The organism is Paenibacillus cisolokensis (assembly GCF_050481165.1).
Classification (GTDB): Bacteria; Bacillota; Bacilli; order Paenibacillales; family Paenibacillaceae; genus Paenibacillus_AH; species Paenibacillus_AH cisolokensis.
The window spans coordinates 142,378-161,371 of record NZ_JBCNFP010000017.1 but is presented as its reverse complement, the minus strand read 5'-3'; the positions used below and the strand labels follow the sequence as shown (position 1 = coordinate 161,371).

Below are 18,994 nucleotides of genomic sequence, written 5' to 3'. Positions count from 1 at the left end.
TCTTATAAGCTGATTGCCAGAAACGGATCGATCAGCTATATGATGAGGTTTGTGACGAACGACGCTTGTCATTGCGCATCGGTTGACGGATGAGGGGATTACGGTGCAGGGACGGCATGAGGAGCTGGTGGCGGCCGGCGGCACATACAGCCGTTTGCATCAGGCGCAGTACAGTATGCAGGTTTAGTAAGCATGGAGAAATAAGGAAGGAGCAAGACCATGAACCAAAACTCGAAACGCAGAACGCGCAAGACTCGAAGGACTACCCTATTTATACTTCTGATTCTGGTATTGCTGGCGGCAGCTTGTTCGGACGGAGCGCAACAAAATGCGGAATCCGCCGCCGATAACGATACGAACAACCAACCCGAGGAACGCGTATTAAAGGATTTTATTGGCAACGAGGTGGAAGTCCCGGCCCATCCCGAGCGGATTATTGCCTCTTACCTGGAGGATCATCTTGTCGCGCTGGGGGTAAAACCGGTGGCCCAATGGTCGGTCGCAGACGGCAAGACCGTCCAGGACTATTTGCAGTACTCGCTGCAAGACGTCCCGACTATTCCGTCCGAGCTTCCCTACGAAGCGGTGATGAGTTTCCGTCCTGATTTGATCCTTTTGGACGGTGCGGATATGGCATCGGGAGATAAATATGCGCAGTATTCGAAAATCGCCCCCACTTATATCGTTGGAACCGAGGAAGTTAACGACTGGCGTAAAAAGCTGCTGATGATCGGCGAGGTGCTGAACAAGTCCGAGGAAGCCCGCAAGGCGCTGGAGGAATATGAACGCAAGGCGAGCGAAGCCCGCGAAAAACTGAACGAAGCGATCGGCTCGAAATCGGCGGCGGCAATCTGGCTGCTGGGCAAGGACGCCTATATCGTTCATGAGAATCGTTCCAGCGGTGAAGTGCTGTATCACGATCTTGGCATGAAGGTGCCTGACGTGGTGAAGGAAATCTCGGCCTCCGCTACCGCGAACTGGCTTCCGCTGCCAAATGAGAAGCTGGCCGAACTGGATGCCGATTACCTGTTTATTGTGAAAAGCGAAGGCATCACGAAGGATCAGATCGTATCCGATCCGATTTGGTCGGCGATCCCGGCTGTCCGGAACGGCCATATTTATGAGTTCGGAGCCGATTCCAGCTGGCTTTATTCGGGTACAATCGCGAACGGACAAATTATCGACCATGTATTGGACAGCATTTTAAAGTAAGGGCGGCAACTCCATAACGAATGGCGGGGAGAGAAAAGGATGGATGCAGCGCAAATTTACGACGTTACCATTGTTGGCGGAGGACCCGCGGGATTGTATGCGGCTTTTTATAGCGGATTGCGCGAAATGAAAACGAAAGTGATCGAATATCAGCCTTTTCTCGGCGGGAAAGTTCATGTATATCCTGAAAAAATGATTTGGGATGTCGGCGGACTGACCCCGGTCTCCGGGGCGCAGCTGATCGAGCAATTGGTGAAGCAGGGACTGACGTTCGACCCCACGGTCGTGCTGGGACAGAAAGTCACTTCCATATCCAGGGACGACAACGGGATTTTTATATTGAAAACTTCCGCCAATGATACGCATTGCTCCAAAACCGTCATTCTTGCCGTGGGCGGCGGCATTCTGAAACCGACCAAACTGAATATTGACGGCGCTGAACGGTTTGAAGTAACCAACCTGCATTACACCGTCAAATCGCTGGCCCGTTTTAAAGGAAAAACCGTTCTCATTTCTGGCGGCGGCAACGCGGCGATCGACTGGGCCAACGAGCTGGCGCCGATTGCGAAAAAAGTGTATTTGACCTATCGGAACGAAACGCTGAAAGGGCACGAAGCGGAAGTCTCCCGTCTGCGGAGAAGCGCTGTCGATTGCCTGCTGAATACGACGATCGAAAAGCTGATCGCCGCGCCGGATCATGAAACGATTGAAAAAGTGGTGCTCAAGTACGCTGAAGACGGCTCCGAAACCGTATTGGCGGTGGACGATGTCATTATCAATCACGGATACGAACGCGACAAGGACCTGCTGGAAAACAGCGAATTGAACATCGCCATGGCGAATGAATATTGTATAGTCGGCACGCCGATGAGCGAGACGTCGGTACCGGGGCTGTTTGCCGCCGGAGACATTTTGCATCATGAAGGGAAGCTGCATTTGATTGCCGGCGCATTCCAGGACGCGGCGAACGCCGTCAATAAAGCGAAACAATATATCGCGCCCGACGCGCACGCGTACGGAATGGTTTCTTCCCATAACGAAATCTTTAAAGAAAAAAATCGCGAACTGATCAAGCATTTATTTGCGACGTGAGGAATGCCATTTTTTTACGTTTTTTTTATTGGCGCTTGTGCTTGTTTTTCCGGGAACGGTATGCTAAACTGTTCAGGTGTATGTTTGTCGGTTGCCGCAAGGCGATCGTCCGAACAACCGGTACCGCACAGGCCGGGTCTCGCAAGTCCGACATCTTACGTTCGGCACCTGAGCCAGGCGAGTCTTCGATTATAAGGAGGTGCACCAACGACCATGTACGCAATTATTGAAACGGGCGGCAAACAGTACAAAGTGCAAGAAGGCGATGTTCTCTACATCGAAAAGCTGGCGGCAGGCGAAGGGGAGAGCGTTACGTTCGACCGCGTTCTGGCTGTGTCCAAAGGCGACGGTCTCGTAACCGGCACGCCGGTCGTGGCGGGAGCTTCGGTTACGGCCAAAGTAGAGAAGCACGGCCGCGGAAAGAAAATTATCGTATACAAATACAAACCGAAAAAGAACTACCGTCGCAAACAAGGCCATCGTCAGCCTTACACGAAAGTGACGATCGAGAAGATTCAAGGGTAAGGTTCGGGCCATGATTTGCGTTACGTTCGTGCGGCGAGCCGCTGATCGGCGGATTTTATCGTTCTCGGTGGAAGGGCATGCCCAGTATGCCAAACCCGGCAAAGACATCGTCTGTGCCGGCGTTTCCGCCGTTACGGTCGGCGCCGTCAATGCTGTCGAGGCGCTGACGGGGCTCGAGCTGCCCGCTTCGATGAAGAACGGGTGGCTGCAATCCGACATTCCCGAACAGGGCGACACTGCGGTCGACGACCGCGTGCAGCTCCTGCTCGAAGGAATGGCCGTCATGCTCGATACGATTGCACAATCATACGGCAAATATGTCGTAATCGAAAATAAATATGTGGAATAAAGGAGGGGAACATCCATGTTGAAACTGAATCTTCAACTGTTCGCTTCGAAGAAGGGCGTCGGCTCGACGAAGAACGGACGCGACAGCCGTGCGAAACGGCTTGGCGCGAAGCGCGCCGACGGCCAAACCGTTACGGCCGGCAGCATCCTCGTGCGCCAGCGCGGCACGAAGATCCATCCGGGTAACAACGTAGGCATCGGTAAAGACGACACGCTGTTCGCGAAAGTGGAAGGCGTAGTCCGGTTCGAACGTTGGGGACGCGACCGCAAAAAAGTGAGCGTGTACCCGGTCGAACAATCGTCGATCGCGGCAGCAGCAGAAGTTTAATAGCTTCCTAGCGCCCCGGCCTGATACAGGCCGGGGCTTTTGCTGTAAGATCCGGATCAATCGGCAAACCGTTGCCGTGAAAGCAGCCGCATTGTTTTTTTCGGCCGTTTTACACCGATGACCGGCAGCGCTGCAGCGTGGTATACTGAATATGGAAGTGGCAACGAACTTTAAAGTGGGATGTGGAACATGATCCGTTGGGAAACGGCAAAATATTATGCGGCAGGTTCCGTCCTGCTCCCCGCCGCAGGCGTGTTGTTGTGGCCTTCCGCACGGTGGATGAACGCCGTGTTTGCCGGATGGCTCCTGTTGGCAGCCGCGTTCTGGATTTTCAGAGAGAGGCGCGAACAGGCGGAACGTCTCGAGCGGACGATTCAGGCGATGCAGATCGCTTCCATACGAACGCTCAATCACCATCGGCATGACTGGATGAACGACCTGCAGGTGCTGTACGGATACATAAGGTTGCAGAAGCAGGATAAGATGGCCGAGTGCGTGGAGAAGATAAGAGAACGAATGGCGATGGAAAGCAAAATCGCCAAGCTCGGCGAGCCCTCGCTTGTTATCTTTTTGCAATCGTTTCGCACCATGACGCATTCGCTGCGTCTGAACGTCCGGATCGACGGAGAATTGAATTTCGGCGAGCTGCCGTTTGACGGAGCCGGGACGGCTGCGGCGCTGATCGATGTGTTGAATGCGTACCGCTTTGCCGTAAAGCCGGGATCGGGGGAGGCGGCCGCTCTGACTTTGGCGCTGTCGCGCGACGACAAGTCGCTGATCGTGGAACTGGACGTGGAGGGCGAAGTCCAGGATGCGAGGGAGCTGCAGCGAAAATTGAAACAGCGGCTGAAGGGGACGCCGCTGCAGCCGGTAAATCTGGACCATCCGGAGCAGTATGCGAAACTGACGGCCCGTTTCCAGGTGTAATGCTTACGAAGCGACTTTGCTACGCAAAGTTTTAGGAGGACATCATGTTTGTCGATAAAGCGAAAGTATTTGTAAAAGGCGGCGACGGGGGAGACGGCATCGTTTCCTACCGCCGCGAAAAATATGTTCCCGAGGGCGGTCCGGCAGGCGGTGACGGAGGCAAAGGCGGCAACGTCATTTTTCGCGTCGACGAAGGACTCCGCACGTTGATGGACTTCCGCTATCAGAAACATTTCAAAGCCCCGCGCGGCGAACGGGGCAAAGTCAAGGGAATGCACGGGGCGAACGCAGAAGACTTGATCGTCCGCATCCCGCCCGGCACCGTCATCATCGACGAAGAGACGGGCGAGACGATCGCGGATATGACCCGCCATGGCCAGGAGGTGATCGTGGCCCGCGGGGGGCGCGGAGGACGCGGAAACATGAGGTTCGCGACGATGAGCAATCCGGCGCCGGATATTGCCGAGAAGGGCGAGGAAGGCGAAGAGCGGTGGGTCATCATGGAGCTGAAGGTGATGGCCGATGTCGGTCTGGTCGGTTTTCCGAGCGTCGGCAAATCGACGCTGCTGTCGGTCGTTTCGGCTGCGAAGCCGAAAATCGGCGCCTACCATTTTACGACCTTGACGCCGAATCTCGGCGTCGTCGACCTCGACGAAGGCCGCAGCTTCGTCCTGGCGGATCTGCCCGGACTGATTGAAGGCGCGCACGAAGGCGTCGGGCTCGGACACGAGTTTTTGCGCCATGTCGAGCGGACGCGCGTCATTATCCACGTCGTTGATATGTCGGCTTCGGAAGGGCGCGATCCGTTCGACGATTGGGTGAAAATTAACGAGGAGCTTGCCTTGTACAATGCGAAGCTTGCGGAACGACCGCAAATTATCGCGGCGAACAAGATGGATATGCCGGGCGCGGAAGAACATCTGCGCGAATTCCGGGAACGGCTGGCCGCAGCGGCGGGCGATCGGGAGTATCCGGTTATGCCGATTTCCTCTTTGACGAAGAAAGGCGTGAAAGAGCTGATGTACAAGGCGGCCGAAGTGCTGGAAAGCGTGCCGCAAACCCCGGCCGTGCATGAAGTGCCGGAAACGGAAGAGCGCAAGGTGTACAAGCTGGAAAGGCGGGATAAGGCCGACTTTACGATCCGCCGGCACAACGAGGAATTTATCGTCGAGAGCGAGGCGATCGAACGGCTGATGAAGCGTTCGAACCTGAATTCGTACGATTCCGTGATGCGGTTTGCCACAATTATGCGCCGCATGGGCGTCGACGAAGCCCTCCGGAAGAAGGGCGCCAAGCATGGGGATACGATCCGCATCGGCAATTACACGTTCGAATTTTTCGAAGGTACGGACAACGAGTACCTGTACGAATAACGCCGCAATCCGCCCGGCTCGACCGGCAGCATGGCCGCCGTGTCGAATGAAGCCGGCGGTCGGGTGCGCATTTCCCTTAATTTTTTCGGCATTGCCTATTGCCGTGAATGCCGCTCATCCGATATAATGTCCACTATACACGAACAACTGTCTTTTGTAGGAGGACGTCAGGTGACGGAACGATATGTTGTCGTCCGCGAAGATTTGTTGCCCGAAGCGATCGTCAAGACGGTTCAGGTGAAGGAGATGCTCAGACGCGGCGAAGCTGCGACCGTCCACGAAGCGACCGAACGGGCGGGATTGAGCCGCAGCGCCTTCTACAAGTACAAGGACGGCGTATATGCGCAGAACGAGCTTACGAGAGAGAGAATCGTCACCATTTCGATGGACCTGGAGCATCGCTCCGGCATTTTGTCCAAGGTGCTCGGGCTTGTCGCCGGCAGCGAAGGAAACGTGCTGACGATTCATCAGACGATTCCGCTGCAAGGTATGGCGAACGTCGTCATCTCTGTCGATATTTCGCATCTGAAAGGCGATCTGCAGGCGCTTGTGGCGAAAATTCGCTGCCATGAGGGCGTACGCAAAGTGGCGGTTATTGGACAAGGCTAGATTCACGGATGATGGAGGAGAGAGAATGAAACCGGTTAAGGTTGGATTGCTTGGGCTCGGAACGGTGGGGACCGGCGTCGTGCGAATTTTGGAAGGACATCAGGACGATTTGCAAAGTCAGGTCGGATCGCCGATCGTCATCGAGAAAGTGCTCGTGCAGAACAAAGAAAAAGCGCGCGCGGTTCAAATCGATCCCGAGAAGCTGACGGACGACCCGTGGGACATTATTCATAACCCGGAAATCGATGTCGTCGTCGAGGTGATGGGCGGCCTCGAACATACGAAGGAATATATACTTGAGTCGCTTTCCAGAGGCAAGCATATCGTAACGGCGAACAAGGACCTGATCGCGTTGTACGGTCCGGAAATTTTGGCGAAGGCCCGCGAGAACCGCTGCGATGTGCTGTACGAGGCGAGCGTTGCCGGCGGCATTCCGATTCTCCGCACGCTGGTGGAAGGCTTCTCTTCCGACCGGATTACGAAAATAATGGGAATCGTCAACGGCACGACAAACTACATTTTGACGAAAATGAGCCAGGAAGGCGCATCTTACGAAGAAGTGCTGAAAGAAGCGCAGCAGCTCGGATACGCCGAAGCCGATCCGACCTCCGACGTCGAAGGGCTCGATGCGGCACGGAAAATGACGATACTCGCGACGCTCGGCTTCCGGACGAACGTCGCGCTCAAGGATGTCGACGTCAAAGGGATTACGGCGGTGACGAAGGAAGACATCCAGTACGCCAAGCGGCTCGGCTACGAGATCAAGCTGCTCGGCATCGCCGAGCGTCAGGACGACCAGTTCTGCGTCAGCGTGCAGCCGACGATGGTCAGCCGCACGCATCCGATCGCGGCCGTCAACGGCGTCTTCAATGCGGTATACGTGCATGGAGAGGCGGTCGGCGAGACGATGTTCTACGGCGCGGGAGCCGGCGAAATGCCGACCGCGACATCCGTCGTGGCCGACATTGTGGCCGTCGTCAAAAATCTCAGGCTCGGCGTCAACGGTCAGCAGGGCATCACCGCCTATAAGGAGCTGAAGCCGAAAGCCGACGAGCAGATCGCGTCGAAATATTTCCTGCTGCTGCACGTTCAGGATCGCGCGGGCGTGCTGGCGCAAATTACCCAGGTGTTCGCGGAATACGAGGTCAGCCTGGAGTCGGTCGTTCAGCAGCCGAATCCGCACAATCCGGAAGCGGAAATCATTATTATTACGCATGATGCCAACAAGGCGGCCATGACGAAAGTGGTCGAAGCTTTCAAGTCGCTGGAGGTCATCCGCCAAGTCAAAAGCGTCTACCGCGTGGAAGGTTGAGCGGTTGCGGCGGCAAGAGCGCATCCGTTTTTCAAATTAACCAAAGGAGTTATGCTTTTCATGAGATACCCCGGTTTGCTGCAGACATACAAGCAATACTTGCCGGTTACGGACCGGACGCCGATGCTGACGCTTCAGGAAGGCAACACGCCGCTCGTGCGGGCGGACAATCTGTCGGCCGAGCTCGGTCTCGATCTGTATTTCAAATACGAAGGTCTGAACCCGACCGGATCGTTCAAGGACAGAGGGATGGTGATGGCTGTCGCCAAGGCGATGGAAGAAGGCAGCCGCACGATCATGTGCGCTTCCACGGGCAACACTTCCGCCGCCGCCGCCGCGTATGCGGCGCGGGGCGGCCTGAACTGCATCGTGCTGATCCCGAACAACAACATCGCGCTCGGCAAGCTCGCGCAAGCGATCATCTACGGCGCGAAGGTGATCGCCATCGAGGGCAACTTCGACCGCGCGCTCGAAATCGTCCGCGAAATTACGGCGAAGCATCCGATCACGCTCGTCAATTCGGTAAACCCGTACCGCATCGAAGGGCAAAAAACAGCCGCGTTCGAAGTGTCCGACCAGCTCGGGAAGGCGCCCGACTATTTGGCGATTCCGGTCGGCAACGCCGGCAATATTTCCGCTTACTGGAAAGGATTCAAAGAATACCACGCGCTGGGGCGCATCGGTTCGCTGCCGAAGATGGTCGGCTTTGAAGCGGAAGGCGCCATGGCGATCGTGAAGGGCGAGCCGATTCCCGAGCCGGAGACCGTCGCGACGGCGATCCGGATCGGCAATCCGGCCAGCTGGAAGACAGCTGTCGCCGCTGCCGAAGAGTCCGGCGGCCAGATCAATTACGTCACCGACGATGAAATACTGGCGGCGTACCGGATGATCGCGTCGCGCGAAGGTATCTTCGCGGAACCTGCATCGGCCGCATCGATCGCGGGCGTGCTCAAGCTGAAGCGGGAAGGGGAATTCCGCGGCGGCGAGACGGTCGTATGCGTGCTTACCGGACACGGCTTGAAAGACCCGAACATCGCGATCAAGAGCGTGGCGGCGGAGCCGCTTGTCGTGCCGGATTCCGAAGCTGCGGTCATGGATGCGATCCGCAAGCTGGAAGGGGAACAATAATGGCTGGCCGCCGGGTCATCGTCAAAGTTCCGGCGAGCACCGCCAACCTGGGGCCGGGCTTCGACTCGCTCGGCATGGCGCTTTCGCTGTACGCGTGGGTGGAGATGTCCGCTTCGGAATCTACGGTCATACGTCTGTACGGCGATCATCTGGAAGGCGTGCCGACGGACAAGTCGAACCTGATCTATGACGTAGCGCAATCCGTATTTCGCGAAGCGGGTGTCGACATACCGGAACTGGATATCGCCATGTACAGCGACATTCCGCTAACCCGCGGTCTCGGCAGCAGCGCTTCGGCCGTCGTCGGGGCGCTTGTCGCCGCCAATGCGCTGATCGGCAGCCCGCTTTCGCAGGACAAACTGTTTCAGATGGCGACGGCGCTTGAAGGGCATCCCGACAATGTCGGCGCTTCGCTCTTCGGCGGCATTGTCGTGGCGTCCTGGGACGGCGTCCGCGCCGAAGCGGTCCGGCTTGAGGCGCCTTCCTCGCTGGAAGCGGTCGTCGCCATTCCTTCGTACCGGCTGTCGACCGAGAAGGCGCGGCACGCGCTCCCTTCGCAAATCGCGATGTCCGACGCGGTATTCAACGTCGCCTCCAGCTCGCTGCTTGTGGCCGCGCTCGCGTCCGGTCGGCTCGAACTGATCCGCCATGCGATGCGCGACAGGCTGCATCAGCCGTATCGGGCGCCGCTTATTCCCGGCATGCCGGAAATTTTGGCGCGGGCCTGCGATTTCGGCGCTTTGGGCGTCGCGCTGAGCGGCGCAGGCCCGACGATGCTGGCGCTCGTCCAGGCGGGAGATCCCCGGATTGCGGAGCTGGAACGATTTTTGCGGGATGTGCTGGAGCGGGAAGGGGCGGCATGCGAGCTGATGCGGCTGAAGCCTTGCGCCGAAGGAGCGCGCGTCACGCTGCTGGAGCACGACGCCGATTATTCGACGCTTGAGCACTGGATCCGGAAAGAGGTGGAAGTTTGATTTCGGTTGCCTTGCTGCCGGAAGGAAGCGTGTCGGACGAAGCGGCCCGCTATCTGTTTCGCGGCGAAGATGTGCATTATTCGTATCATAAGCTCATATCGGACGTGTTTCTGTCAACGGCGGGAGGGGAAACCGACTACTGCGTCATTCCGATCGAAAATACGATCGAAGGCTCGGTCAGCTTGCATCTGGACTGGCTTGTCCATGAGGTGGATATGCCGATCCAGGCCGAGTGGATATACCCCTCGATTCAAAATTTGATCGGCCGCGCCGGCGAATTTCAGGGAGAAGAGGACGGCGTCGATTTCGGCCGCATTGTGAAGGTGATCAGCCATCCGGTCGCGATGGCGCAATGCCTGAAATTTTTGCGGGCCAATCTCGCTCATGCCGAATGGGAGCATGTGAGCAGCACGGCGGAAGCGGTGCGGATCGTCAGCGAAAACGCGGGCAGAGGGTGGGCGGCTATCGGCACGTCGATCGCCGCGGTCAATAACGGGCTCGACGTGCTGCAAAGCAATGTCACCGACCATAACAACAATTATACCCGCTTCCTTCTCGTAGGCCGCAAGCCGTTCGAAGTCCGGACGTCGGACAAGTTCAAGACGAGCATTTTGGTGACGCTTCCCGAGGATTATCCCGGAGCGCTCCATCAGGTGCTGTCCGCCTTCGCGTGGAGGCGCATCAATCTGTCCCGGATCGAGTCGCGCCCGACGAAGAAGAAGCTCGGCAATTATTATTTCTACATTGAAATCGAAATGCCGCTCGATTCGGTGCTGCTGCCGGCCGCCATCGCGGAAATCGAGGCGACCGGAAGTCAGGTCCGGATATTGGGGAGCTATCCGACGTTTACGTTCGAAGGCTAGACGAGCGGCAGCCACGCGGCAGCGAGGCCACTATTATACGGAGGTGCAATCAAGCTCATGGCACAGCAATGGATTTATTTGAACGGCGAATTCGTCACGAAAGAAAACGCCAAAGTTTCGGTTTTCGACCATGGTTTCCTGTACGGAGACGGCATTTTCGAAGGCATCCGGATTTATGACGGCAACATTTTCAAATGCAAGGAGCACCTCGACCGGCTGTACGACTCGGCCAAGTCGATCATGCTCGACATTCCGCTGACGTACGAGGAAATGCAGGAGGCGCTTGTCGAGACGATTCGCCGCAACGGCCTGAGGGACGGTTACATTCGGCTGGTCGTTTCCCGCGGACCGGGCAACCTGGGGCTCGACCCGAAACGGTGCGAGCGGGCATGGGTCATTATTATCGTGGAACAGCTGGCGATTTATTCCGAAGAAGCTTACCGCAACGGGCTTGTCTCGGTCTCGGTGTCGCAGCGCCGCAACATTCCGGATGCGCTTAATCCGAAGATCAAATCGCTCAATTACCTGAACAACATCCTGGTCAAAATCCAGGCTAATCTGGCCGGCGTCGGCGAAGCGATCATGGTCAATTCGCAAGGGTACGTGGCGGAAGGCTCGAGCGACAATATTTTCATCGTCAAGCGCGGTGTCGTTTACACGCCTCCATGCTATGTCGGCGCGCTCGAAGGCATTACGCGGAACGCCATTATCGAGCTGTGCGGCAAGCTTGGGCTCCCGCTGAAGGAGGAGCCGTTCACGCTGCACGACGTCTATGTTGCCGATGAAGTGTTTTTCACAGGCACGGCCGCCGAAGTCATCGCGGTTCGCGAAGTCGACGGCCGCGTGATCGGCGAAGGAAAAGCGGGCCCGATTACGACGCAGCTGCTTCAGGAGTTCCGCAAAATCGTCACGGTCGACGGCGTTAAAGTATATTGAATACAGCAGGCCAGCAGCCTGCCGGACAACCGGCGGGCTGTTTTTTTTTCGCCAACTCGGGGACACCTGCCCATGGGCTGCATATGATGTAATGATTGGCGGCGGGCAAAGGCCGTGCGACGCTGCGAAACTGAACGTGACAGGAGGTCCGAAGGCGAGTGAAGATTCATATTGTCAAGAAGGGCGAATCGCTTTATCTTATCAGTCAAAAGTACAACGTCTCGGTCGAAGACATTGTCAAGCTGAATCCGTCCATTACCGACCCGAACAAGATCGACGTCGGCATGAAGTTGAAAATTCCTTCCGCTCCCGTAAAGCCCGGCGGTATAGGCGTTATGCATCACCATGTCGTCCAGCAGGGCGATACGCTGTGGAAGCTGTCCAAGGCGTGGGGCATTCCCCTTGGCGATTTGATCAAGGCTAACCCGCAGCTTAATAATCCGAACGTGCTGACGATCGGAGAAATCGTTTATATTCCGAAGGCGGCGGCCGACAACACCGTATTGCCCGATCAAGCGAATGCCGAAAATGTGAAGCCGAACACCCTTTCCGCCGTTATCGGAGTGAAAGAATGGGCCGGGAAATTGTCGACGCTGCCGATTCCGGGCAAGAAGCCGACCGAAAAGAAACCGACCGAAAAAAAGCCGACCGAACAGAAACCGGTCGAACAGAAAGCGGCCGAAACGAAACCGATCGAAAAGAAAGCGACCGAACCTAAACCCGCCGCCGAATCCAAACCAAAGTATACCCCCGAAGCGAAAGCGGAAAATATAACGCTGGGCAAAGAAAATGTCCCCAAGTTTCCCAATCTGGAAAAATTGGAATCGGTAAGTAAAGGCTACGAGCCGTATGTCGATTTGTTCAAGCAATACGGCGTACCCGCGACGGAAGCTTTATCGATGTACAATATCCCGAAATCACCCGATAAAACGTCGAAAGCGGGCGACATCAGTCCGTTTTACAGCAACATTCCGGCGACGGGCGGAGAAATGAAAGATTTCGGCTACGGTCAGATCCATGGCAACATCCCGATGACAGGCGCGGGAACGACGGGATTCGGCTATGGTCCGGAGTATGGCAACGTTCCGGGAACGACAGGATTCGGCTACGGTCCGGAGTATGGCAACGTTCCGGGAACGACAGGATTCGGCTACGGCCCGGTGCACGGCAACATCCCGGGGACGACGGGATTTGATTATGGTCCGGTGCATGGCAACGTTCCGGGAATGACGGGCCACGGCTACGGCCCGCTGTCCGAGAACATTCAGGCGAAAGGTGAAGCGAAGGACTACGGTTACGGTCCGCTGTCCGGCCACATGCCGGCGAAGGGCGAAGGGAAGGACTACGGCTACGGTCCGCTGTCCGGCCACATGCCGGCGAAGGGCGAAGCGAAGGACTACGGCTACGGTCCGCTGTCCGGCCACATGCCGGCGAAGGGCGACGAAAATGTGGCCCCGGAATTCGCTAAAGGGGAAAGCTGGCCCTATACGCAGGGCGTAATGCCGTCCGCGGTCAACGATCCGTACTTCCCGTATTGGGGAGCCGCACCGTGGGGCGCAGCGCCGAACATCATGCCTTACGCTTATGGGCATGAAGGCGATTATTCTCCGTATTCGTACGGCAGCGATACGCCCGGGAATGCCCCCGCCTATCTGCATGGCGCCAACCCGGCGTACGGTTATAACGCGGCAGCCTACGGCTGGCATCAGCCCGTCTATGGCAGCTACTGGCCGCATACCGCCGGCGTGCACGGCGGCGGAAAAGAAAAGCCTTGCAAATGCGGTTCCAAAGACAAGCGGGAAGAAAGCGATAGCGAAACGCGAAGCTCGAATGACGAGATCGGGTTTTCGGCGAACGCGGTGACCTTGCCGAAGAAGACGGCCGCGCCGCGCAAATCGGCCAGAAAGACCGTCCGCGTCTCTTCGCAGCCGTCCCCGCCGGTGCGGCGCCGCAGCACGCCGTGGATTAATCGTTGACCCGAATTCGAGTCGGTTGCGGGAAGGTCCCCGTCTCATTCGCCTAGCGGGAGAAGGGGGCTTTCTTTTTCGTTTCCTGATCATGCATATTCCGCCATATTCGAGAGACAATATACCAAAAGCGGAGTTAAGGGGGTTCCCAACCTATGCAATTCAGCCTCTGGAAACAAATCAAAAAGCGGCTTCGCAGAGCTAAGCGGCCGATTTTGTCCCTGGGCTGCTGGGCGGCTCTCGCTGCCGCAATATGGAACGTGCCCGCTGTTGCCGACGGGGCGCCGCAGCATCCGGCAGGCCGGGATGCGAGCGGAACGGCCGCCGTCATCGAGTCGATTGCCGACAGTAACGTGCCGCACGAAGTTTACGTGCGGCGCATTTACATTTGCGGCGAGGAGACGGAGCGGCTCGGAACGATGACGTCCCGGAAGGTGATCGGTCTTCTGCGCAGCCATCCCGAATGGTCGGCCGAGATCGATCAAGACGGGGCGGTACGGATAGTCGAACGGATTGAAGATTTGGCCGATACATGCAGGGGCCAAGTTTATATCGGCCTGGACAAGCAGGGCAACGTGGCGCTGTTCGCAGGTCCCCCCAAGCGGGAGAAGGTGATCCGGACGTTTTTCCAGATCGATATTCAGTATATGGAGAGCAGTCTGCCGAAAGACAGGGTGGACCGGCTGATCGAAGGAATCCGGATCAACGATATCGACGAATACAACAGCGTACTGTCCACTTACAGCGACTATGCGCTGGAGCATAGCGAGAAGGTTATGAAGCCGGCCGATTGATGCGTTGCCGGATAAGCCGGCGAAGCCGGGGCACACAGGGCTGATTCCAAGCAGAAGGACACTGCTTCGGGAACAGCCCTGTTTTTTATGAAAAGGGGGATCTCAAACGCTTGTTCTCATGGCCGTTATCTTTTGTTATACTAAGAGGGCAGAGTTTCAACGCGCTGCAGATCGTGAGGGGAGAACGGGTTTGCGGGTTATGGGAATTGATCCCGGCATTGCGATTGCCGGATTCGGATTTATTGACAAGAGCGGGCACAAGCTCGTGCCGGTACAGTACGGTTCGATCGAGACGGAAGCGGGCACGCCGCAGGAGAAGCGGCTGCTGCAGATATACGAATCGGCGGGAACGCTGATGGATCGGTACAAGCCGGACGCCGTGGCGGTTGAGAAACTGTTTTTTAACCGCAACGTGACGACGGCTTTTGCCGTTGGTCAAGCGCGCGGCGTCATCATCCTCGCAGCTGCGGAGCGGGGAGTGCCGGTCGCCGAATATACGCCGCTGCAGGTGAAACAGGCGGTTGTCGGCTACGGCAAAGCCGAAAAGCGGCAAGTGCAGGAGATGGTGCGCATGTTTCTGAAGCTGGCTGCGGTGCCGAAGCCGGACGATGTGGCCGACGCGCTGGCAGTGGCAATCTGCCACGCCCATACTGCCGTCATGGCGCACAAAATAAACGAGGTGCTGCGCCGATGATCGATTATGTGAAAGGACGCGTCGTTCATCTGGATGCGGAATATATCGTCGTCGACGTCAGAGACGTCGGCTATCGGATTTTTACGCCGAACCCGTACAGCTTCGCGCGTTCGGAAGAGCCGGTCGTCGTCTACACCCATCATTATGTGCGCGAGGACGCAGAGCTTCTGTTCGGGTTCGCGACGCGGGAGGAACAGAAGCTGTTTCGGACGCTACTCGACGTCTCCGGCATCGGGCCGCGCGTGGCGCTCGGCATTTTGGCCGGCGGGAGGCCCGATGCGATCGCGGCCGCCATCCGCCAGGAGAATGTCGCTTTTCTGACGAAGCTGCCGGGCATCGGCAAGAAGACGGCGCAGCGGATGATTCTGGATCTGAAGGACAAGCTCGGCGCCGAAGGCGCGGATCTGCATTCGGCGGCCGGACTGGAGGCTCCGGAAGCCGAACCGGCCGATGCTGCTGCCGGCACGGCATGGCGCGAAGCGCGTGAAGGGCTGCTTGCGCTCGGCTATACGGCGGCGGAGCTGGACCGGGCGTGGCATCGGCTGCGCGACAGCGTAACGGCCGACGAGCCGGTCGATTCGCTTATGAAGCGGGCGCTGCAGCAGCTGTTCAAGGGTTGACGGAAGGAGGACGATACATATGGAAGAGCGAATAGTTTCCGCCAATCTGATGATGGACGACCATGCTGTCGAATTGAGCTTGCGTCCCCGCTATCTGGATGAATACATCGGGCAGACGAACGCGAAGGAAAATTTGAAGGTTTATATCGAAGCTGCCAAAATGCGCAAGGAAGCGCTCGACCATGTGCTGCTGTACGGGCCGCCGGGTCTCGGCAAGACGACGCTCTCGAACATTATCGCCAACGAGCTCGGCGTGCAGCTGCGGACGACGTCGGGCCCGGCAATCGAGCGGCCGGGCGATCTGGCCGCGCTGCTGACGAATTTGCAGGAGGGCGATGTCCTCTTTATCGACGAAATCCATCGGCTCCACCGTTCGGTGGAGGAAGTGCTGTATCCGGCAATGGAAGATTTCGCCCTCGATATTATGATCGGCAAAGGACCGAGCGCCCGCTCCGTCCGGCTCGATCTGCCGCCGTTCACCCTTGTCGGCGCCACTACTCGCGCCGGCTTGCTGTCGGCGCCGTTGCGCGACCGGTTCGGCGTTGTCAGCCGGCTGGAATATTATACGGTGGACGAGCTGGCCTTTATCGTTACCCGGGCGGCGGAAATTTTGGGCGTCACCGTCGTTGGGGAAGCCGCGAACGAAATTGCCATGCGTTCCCGCGGCACGCCGCGGATCGCCAACCGGTTGCTGAAACGGGTGCGCGACTTCGCGCAGGTGCGGGGCGATGGCATCATCACATATGAGATCGCCCGTTCGGCGATGGAGCTGCTGCAGGTCGATCCGCTCGGCCTCGACAGCATCGACCATAAAATGCTGCGGTCGATGGTTACGGCTTTCCGCGGTGGTCCGGTCGGGCTCGATACGATTGCCGCCACGATCGGGGAGGAAAGCCAGACGATCGAGGACGTGTACGAGCCATATTTGATGCAGATCGGCTTTCTGCAGCGGACGCCGCGCGGACGGGTCGTGACGCCGCTCGCATACCGGCACCTCGGAATCCCGCTGCCGGACGGCGGCGACGAGAAGCGGGAAGCGCCGCAATAGAAGCGGCATGCGAGCAACGGCTTCGCCCCGGCGCTGTCCGGAACGAATTTGGCCGCGCTCTTGAACGGCGCGACGCTGTTTCTGGGCTTCGCCCCGGCGCTGTCCGGAACGAATCCGTAAATGGAGTAGGGAGCGAGGGGAGTTTTTCATATGGTTGGGATAACGTCTTGGAAACGTCTCGCCGCCGTCTGCCTGGCGCTGCTGCTGGCCGTGTCGGTCGGGGCGGTACGCCCGTCTCAAGGGGCGGCGCCGGGTCTGGATACGATCCGGGTCGCCATCTTTTTGAACTTGCCGAACAAATATACCCAGAATACGTCCTGGGCTACGTTTTCGTCCGCGGGAGGGCTGAGCGTCGGATTTCGCGAGCCCGCAGGCGCGAAGACATGGGACGCCATTCCGACAGGAGAGCAAATCCGGTTCTCGCTGGACGACTATAAGGTGAAGCTTGCGGAGACGGCCGATTTCAACGCCGCAAAGGCGCTGCTCAAGCAGGTGCAGGATGCCAAAGGGGCCGGCAAGCTGATCTCGCTCTCCAAGAATGGAAAAACCGTCTATCAGGTGATCGAGGGCGGGTACGCGAACGCCGCCGAAGGAAAGAAGGCGGTCGACCGCTGGAACGGCGCGGGGCTGAAGCTGCAGTCCGGCGCCGTCAAGCCGGTGCTGCAAGGACCTTTTCACCTGGAGACGGGGGGCTTCGCCAGCGAAGCGGAAGCCCGCCAGGCGGCCGATGCGTTCGGCGCTTCCGGCGTCGATGCGTTCGTCGCGCTGCGCGGCGCCGGTGCGTATACCGTCATGCTCGGGGCCGCTGCCGATGCCGCCGGATTGAACGCCGTCAAGTCGGCTGTCGCCGGCGCGGGCGGGGAAGCGCTCCGCCAGGCTGACGCATCGGCTCCGTATTTGCTGGTGCAGAACGATCATACCGTCTCCGGGCAAGCGAATGCGGCGATACGCCATTACGCCGTGCCGCTGACGGGGACGAAAGCGTGGATTGCGCCGTCCGGCGCGGAGCCGATCAAGCTGACCGAACGCTACGGGCGTACGTACAGGGGAGCGTTCGAAGCAAGCGGTTTTAACGGCAAACTGGCGGTTGTCAACGAGTTGCCGTTCGAACAATATTTGTATTCGGTCGTCGGCGCCGAAATGCCGGCGTCCTGGCCGGCGGAAGCGCTCAAGGCGCAAGCCGTAGCCGCCCGCAGCTATGCGTTGTATCAGGGCGTCGGCTTCCAGATCGCCCATGTGGTCGATACGGTGGCCAGCCAGGCTTACGGCGGCACCGGCGCCGAGAAGGCGGCGACGATCGCCGCCGTCAACGCGACCGCGGGCGAGGTGTTGATGCACGGAGGTAAAGTGATCGAGGCGCTGTTCTCTTCCAGCGCCGGCGGAGCCACAGCGGACGGAACGGAAGTGTGGGGGAACGCCGTACCTTATTTGAAGAGCGTATCGAGTCCGGACGAAGTGTCTGAGAAAGGGCTGCTCCGCTGGTACCGGATCGTCATGCCGAACGGCGAGACCGGCTATGTCCGGGAAGATTTTCTCCGTGATACCGGCCTGACCAACGCGGCGGGAGCGCCGATTCTGGAAGCGACCGGGGACGGCGTCAACGTCCGGCCGATTCCGCTCGTCCAGGATAGCGTCGCGCCAGTCGGCACGCTGAACAGAGGGACGCGCGTCGTATCGCTCGGCTCGACGTTCCAATCCAATCCGATGTCGTGGGTGCGCGGGCCGTTTACGTCAGAGCAATTGCTCGCGACGCTCAAAGGGAAAACGGCGACCGCCGTCACCGGGCCGATCCGTACGCTGGAGGTGACCGGGAGAGGGCCTTCCGGCCGCGTAACCGAAATGACCGCGAACGGACAGAAGCTTGACGTTCGTTACCCGGACATATTCCGTTCGGCTCTCGGTTCGCTGCCGAGCACCCGGTTCACCGTCGACGAGACGGCCCGGCTGTCGATCGAGTCGGGCGCCGGCGCGAGAAGGGAACTGCCGGCCGACAGCAATCCCCTCTATGTGCTCGGGGCATCGGGGAGCGTCCGGCAAGCGCCCGACCCGGGCGTGTTCGTTCTTGACGGGAACGGCAAGCTGCGCGCGACGACGAAGGAGCCGGGCTTTCGGTTCGTCGGCACGGGCAACGGACACGGGCTCGGCCTGTCCCAGTACGGCGCGCTCGGCCTGGCCCGGCAAGGGTATGATTACCAGCGAATATTGAAATACTACTACCCGGAAACTACGATTGCGAAAGGTTGA

Annotated in this window: 19 protein-coding genes; all 19 read left to right on the top strand. The window is 58.4% G+C overall.

Features of this window, described 5'->3' with window-relative positions; all coding sequences use genetic code 11:
* Window positions 1-219 precede the first annotated feature (219 nt).
* The 19 genes from ABEV74_RS03540 to ABEV74_RS03450 all read left to right on the top strand — a co-directional run bounded on the left by ABEV74_RS03540 (window position 220) and on the right by ABEV74_RS03450 (window position 18,994).
* Window positions 220-1,212, top strand: a complete 993-nt coding sequence (locus ABEV74_RS03540; protein ID WP_430143460.1) for an iron-hydroxamate ABC transporter substrate-binding protein — start codon at window positions 220-222, stop codon at window positions 1,210-1,212.
* 39 nt (window positions 1,213-1,251) lie between these two features.
* On the top strand, window positions 1,252-2,304 hold the full coding sequence (locus tag ABEV74_RS03535) for an NAD(P)/FAD-dependent oxidoreductase (RefSeq protein ID WP_430143459.1): 1,053 nt from the start codon (window positions 1,252-1,254) through the stop codon (window positions 2,302-2,304).
* 213 nt (window positions 2,305-2,517) lie between these two features.
* Complete coding sequence (gene rplU, locus ABEV74_RS03530; RefSeq protein ID WP_062491932.1) at window positions 2,518-2,829, top strand: 50S ribosomal protein L21; 312 nt, start codon at window positions 2,518-2,520, stop codon at window positions 2,827-2,829.
* Between the two features lie 10 nt (window positions 2,830-2,839).
* Complete coding sequence (locus ABEV74_RS03525; RefSeq protein WP_430143458.1) at window positions 2,840-3,178, top strand: ribosomal-processing cysteine protease Prp; 339 nt, start codon at window positions 2,840-2,842, stop codon at window positions 3,176-3,178.
* 15 nt (window positions 3,179-3,193) lie between these two features.
* Entirely contained in the window at window positions 3,194-3,505 is a 312-nt protein-coding gene (gene rpmA, locus ABEV74_RS03520; protein WP_062491935.1) for a 50S ribosomal protein L27, read from the top strand.
* Between the two features lie 189 nt (window positions 3,506-3,694).
* Window positions 3,695-4,432 carry a Spo0B domain-containing protein gene (locus tag ABEV74_RS03515; protein WP_430143456.1) on the top strand — a complete coding sequence of 246 codons (738 nt, stop codon included), beginning with the start codon at window positions 3,695-3,697 and terminating at the stop codon, window positions 4,430-4,432.
* Window positions 4,433-4,476: 44 nt separating this feature from the next.
* Entirely contained in the window at window positions 4,477-5,805 is a 1,329-nt protein-coding gene (obgE, locus tag ABEV74_RS03510) for a GTPase ObgE (protein ID WP_430143455.1), read from the top strand.
* 171 nt (window positions 5,806-5,976) lie between these two features.
* Window positions 5,977-6,414 carry an ACT domain-containing protein gene (locus tag ABEV74_RS03505; protein WP_430143454.1) on the top strand — a complete coding sequence of 146 codons (438 nt, stop codon included), beginning with the start codon at window positions 5,977-5,979 and terminating at the stop codon, window positions 6,412-6,414.
* A 25-nt stretch (window positions 6,415-6,439) separates the two neighbouring features.
* Window positions 6,440-7,726: a homoserine dehydrogenase gene (locus ABEV74_RS03500; RefSeq protein ID WP_430143453.1), complete on the top strand. Its 1,287-nt coding sequence runs from the start codon at window positions 6,440-6,442 to the stop codon at window positions 7,724-7,726.
* A 60-nt stretch (window positions 7,727-7,786) separates the two neighbouring features.
* A complete protein-coding gene (gene thrC, locus ABEV74_RS03495) occupies window positions 7,787-8,854 on the top strand; it encodes a threonine synthase (RefSeq protein WP_062496639.1) in 1,068 nt (355 codons plus the stop codon).
* Window positions 8,854-9,828, top strand: a complete 975-nt coding sequence (gene thrB, locus ABEV74_RS03490) for a homoserine kinase (protein ID WP_430143451.1) — start codon at window positions 8,854-8,856, stop codon at window positions 9,826-9,828. Before thrC ends, thrB begins: the two co-directional genes overlap by 1 nt.
* A complete protein-coding gene (gene pheA / locus ABEV74_RS03485; RefSeq protein WP_430143449.1) occupies window positions 9,825-10,691 on the top strand; it encodes a prephenate dehydratase in 867 nt (288 codons plus the stop codon). The genes thrB and pheA overlap by 4 nt, the downstream gene beginning before the upstream one ends.
* Window positions 10,692-10,748: 57 nt before the next feature.
* Window positions 10,749-11,627, top strand: coding sequence for a branched-chain-amino-acid transaminase (gene ilvE, locus ABEV74_RS03480; RefSeq protein WP_062491945.1), 879 nt, complete (start codon window positions 10,749-10,751; stop codon window positions 11,625-11,627).
* Between the two features lie 158 nt (window positions 11,628-11,785).
* Entirely contained in the window at window positions 11,786-13,603 is a 1,818-nt protein-coding gene (locus tag ABEV74_RS03475; protein WP_430143448.1) for a LysM peptidoglycan-binding domain-containing protein, read from the top strand.
* A 146-nt stretch (window positions 13,604-13,749) separates the two neighbouring features.
* Window positions 13,750-14,388 carry a BofC C-terminal domain-containing protein gene (locus ABEV74_RS03470; protein ID WP_430143446.1) on the top strand — a complete coding sequence of 213 codons (639 nt, stop codon included), beginning with the start codon at window positions 13,750-13,752 and terminating at the stop codon, window positions 14,386-14,388.
* Between the two features lie 190 nt (window positions 14,389-14,578).
* Window positions 14,579-15,082, top strand: a complete 504-nt coding sequence (gene ruvC / locus ABEV74_RS03465; protein WP_062491953.1) for a crossover junction endodeoxyribonuclease RuvC — start codon at window positions 14,579-14,581, stop codon at window positions 15,080-15,082.
* Window positions 15,079-15,702 carry a Holliday junction branch migration protein RuvA gene (ruvA, locus tag ABEV74_RS03460; protein WP_062491954.1) on the top strand — a complete coding sequence of 208 codons (624 nt, stop codon included), beginning with the start codon at window positions 15,079-15,081 and terminating at the stop codon, window positions 15,700-15,702. Before ruvC ends, ruvA begins: the two co-directional genes overlap by 4 nt.
* A gap of 19 nt (window positions 15,703-15,721) precedes the next feature.
* Window positions 15,722-16,750: a Holliday junction branch migration DNA helicase RuvB gene (gene ruvB, locus ABEV74_RS03455; RefSeq protein ID WP_062491955.1), complete on the top strand. Its 1,029-nt coding sequence runs from the start codon at window positions 15,722-15,724 to the stop codon at window positions 16,748-16,750.
* A 150-nt stretch (window positions 16,751-16,900) separates the two neighbouring features.
* A complete protein-coding gene (locus ABEV74_RS03450; protein WP_430143444.1) occupies window positions 16,901-18,994 on the top strand; it encodes a SpoIID/LytB domain-containing protein in 2,094 nt (697 codons plus the stop codon).

Excerpts from the sequence above, each read along its gene's own strand:
- ABEV74_RS03535 (WP_430143459.1), top strand. The coding sequence starts at position 1,252 with ATGGATGCAGCGCAAATTTACGACGTTACCATTGTTGGCGGAGGACCC.
- thrB (WP_430143451.1), top strand. The coding sequence starts at position 8,854 with ATGGCTGGCCGCCGGGTCATCGTCAAAGTTCCGGCGAGCACCGCCAAC.
- ruvB (WP_062491955.1), top strand. The coding sequence starts at position 15,722 with ATGGAAGAGCGAATAGTTTCCGCCAATCTGATGATGGACGACCATGCT.
- ABEV74_RS03515 (WP_430143456.1), top strand. The coding sequence starts at position 3,695 with ATGATCCGTTGGGAAACGGCAAAATATTATGCGGCAGGTTCCGTCCTG.
- rpmA (WP_062491935.1), top strand. The coding sequence starts at position 3,194 with ATGTTGAAACTGAATCTTCAACTGTTCGCTTCGAAGAAGGGCGTCGGC.
- ABEV74_RS03540 (WP_430143460.1), top strand. The coding sequence starts at position 220 with ATGAACCAAAACTCGAAACGCAGAACGCGCAAGACTCGAAGGACTACC.
- rplU (WP_062491932.1), top strand. The coding sequence starts at position 2,518 with ATGTACGCAATTATTGAAACGGGCGGCAAACAGTACAAAGTGCAAGAA.
- ABEV74_RS03470 (WP_430143446.1), top strand. The coding sequence starts at position 13,750 with ATGCAATTCAGCCTCTGGAAACAAATCAAAAAGCGGCTTCGCAGAGCT.
- ilvE (WP_062491945.1), top strand. The coding sequence starts at position 10,749 with ATGGCACAGCAATGGATTTATTTGAACGGCGAATTCGTCACGAAAGAA.
- ABEV74_RS03500 (WP_430143453.1), top strand. The coding sequence starts at position 6,440 with ATGAAACCGGTTAAGGTTGGATTGCTTGGGCTCGGAACGGTGGGGACC.
- ruvA (WP_062491954.1), top strand. The coding sequence starts at position 15,079 with ATGATCGATTATGTGAAAGGACGCGTCGTTCATCTGGATGCGGAATAT.
- ABEV74_RS03525 (WP_430143458.1), top strand. The coding sequence starts at position 2,840 with ATGATTTGCGTTACGTTCGTGCGGCGAGCCGCTGATCGGCGGATTTTA.
- ABEV74_RS03450 (WP_430143444.1), top strand. The coding sequence starts at position 16,901 with ATGGTTGGGATAACGTCTTGGAAACGTCTCGCCGCCGTCTGCCTGGCG.
- obgE (WP_430143455.1), top strand. The coding sequence starts at position 4,477 with ATGTTTGTCGATAAAGCGAAAGTATTTGTAAAAGGCGGCGACGGGGGA.
- thrC (WP_062496639.1), top strand. The coding sequence starts at position 7,787 with ATGAGATACCCCGGTTTGCTGCAGACATACAAGCAATACTTGCCGGTT.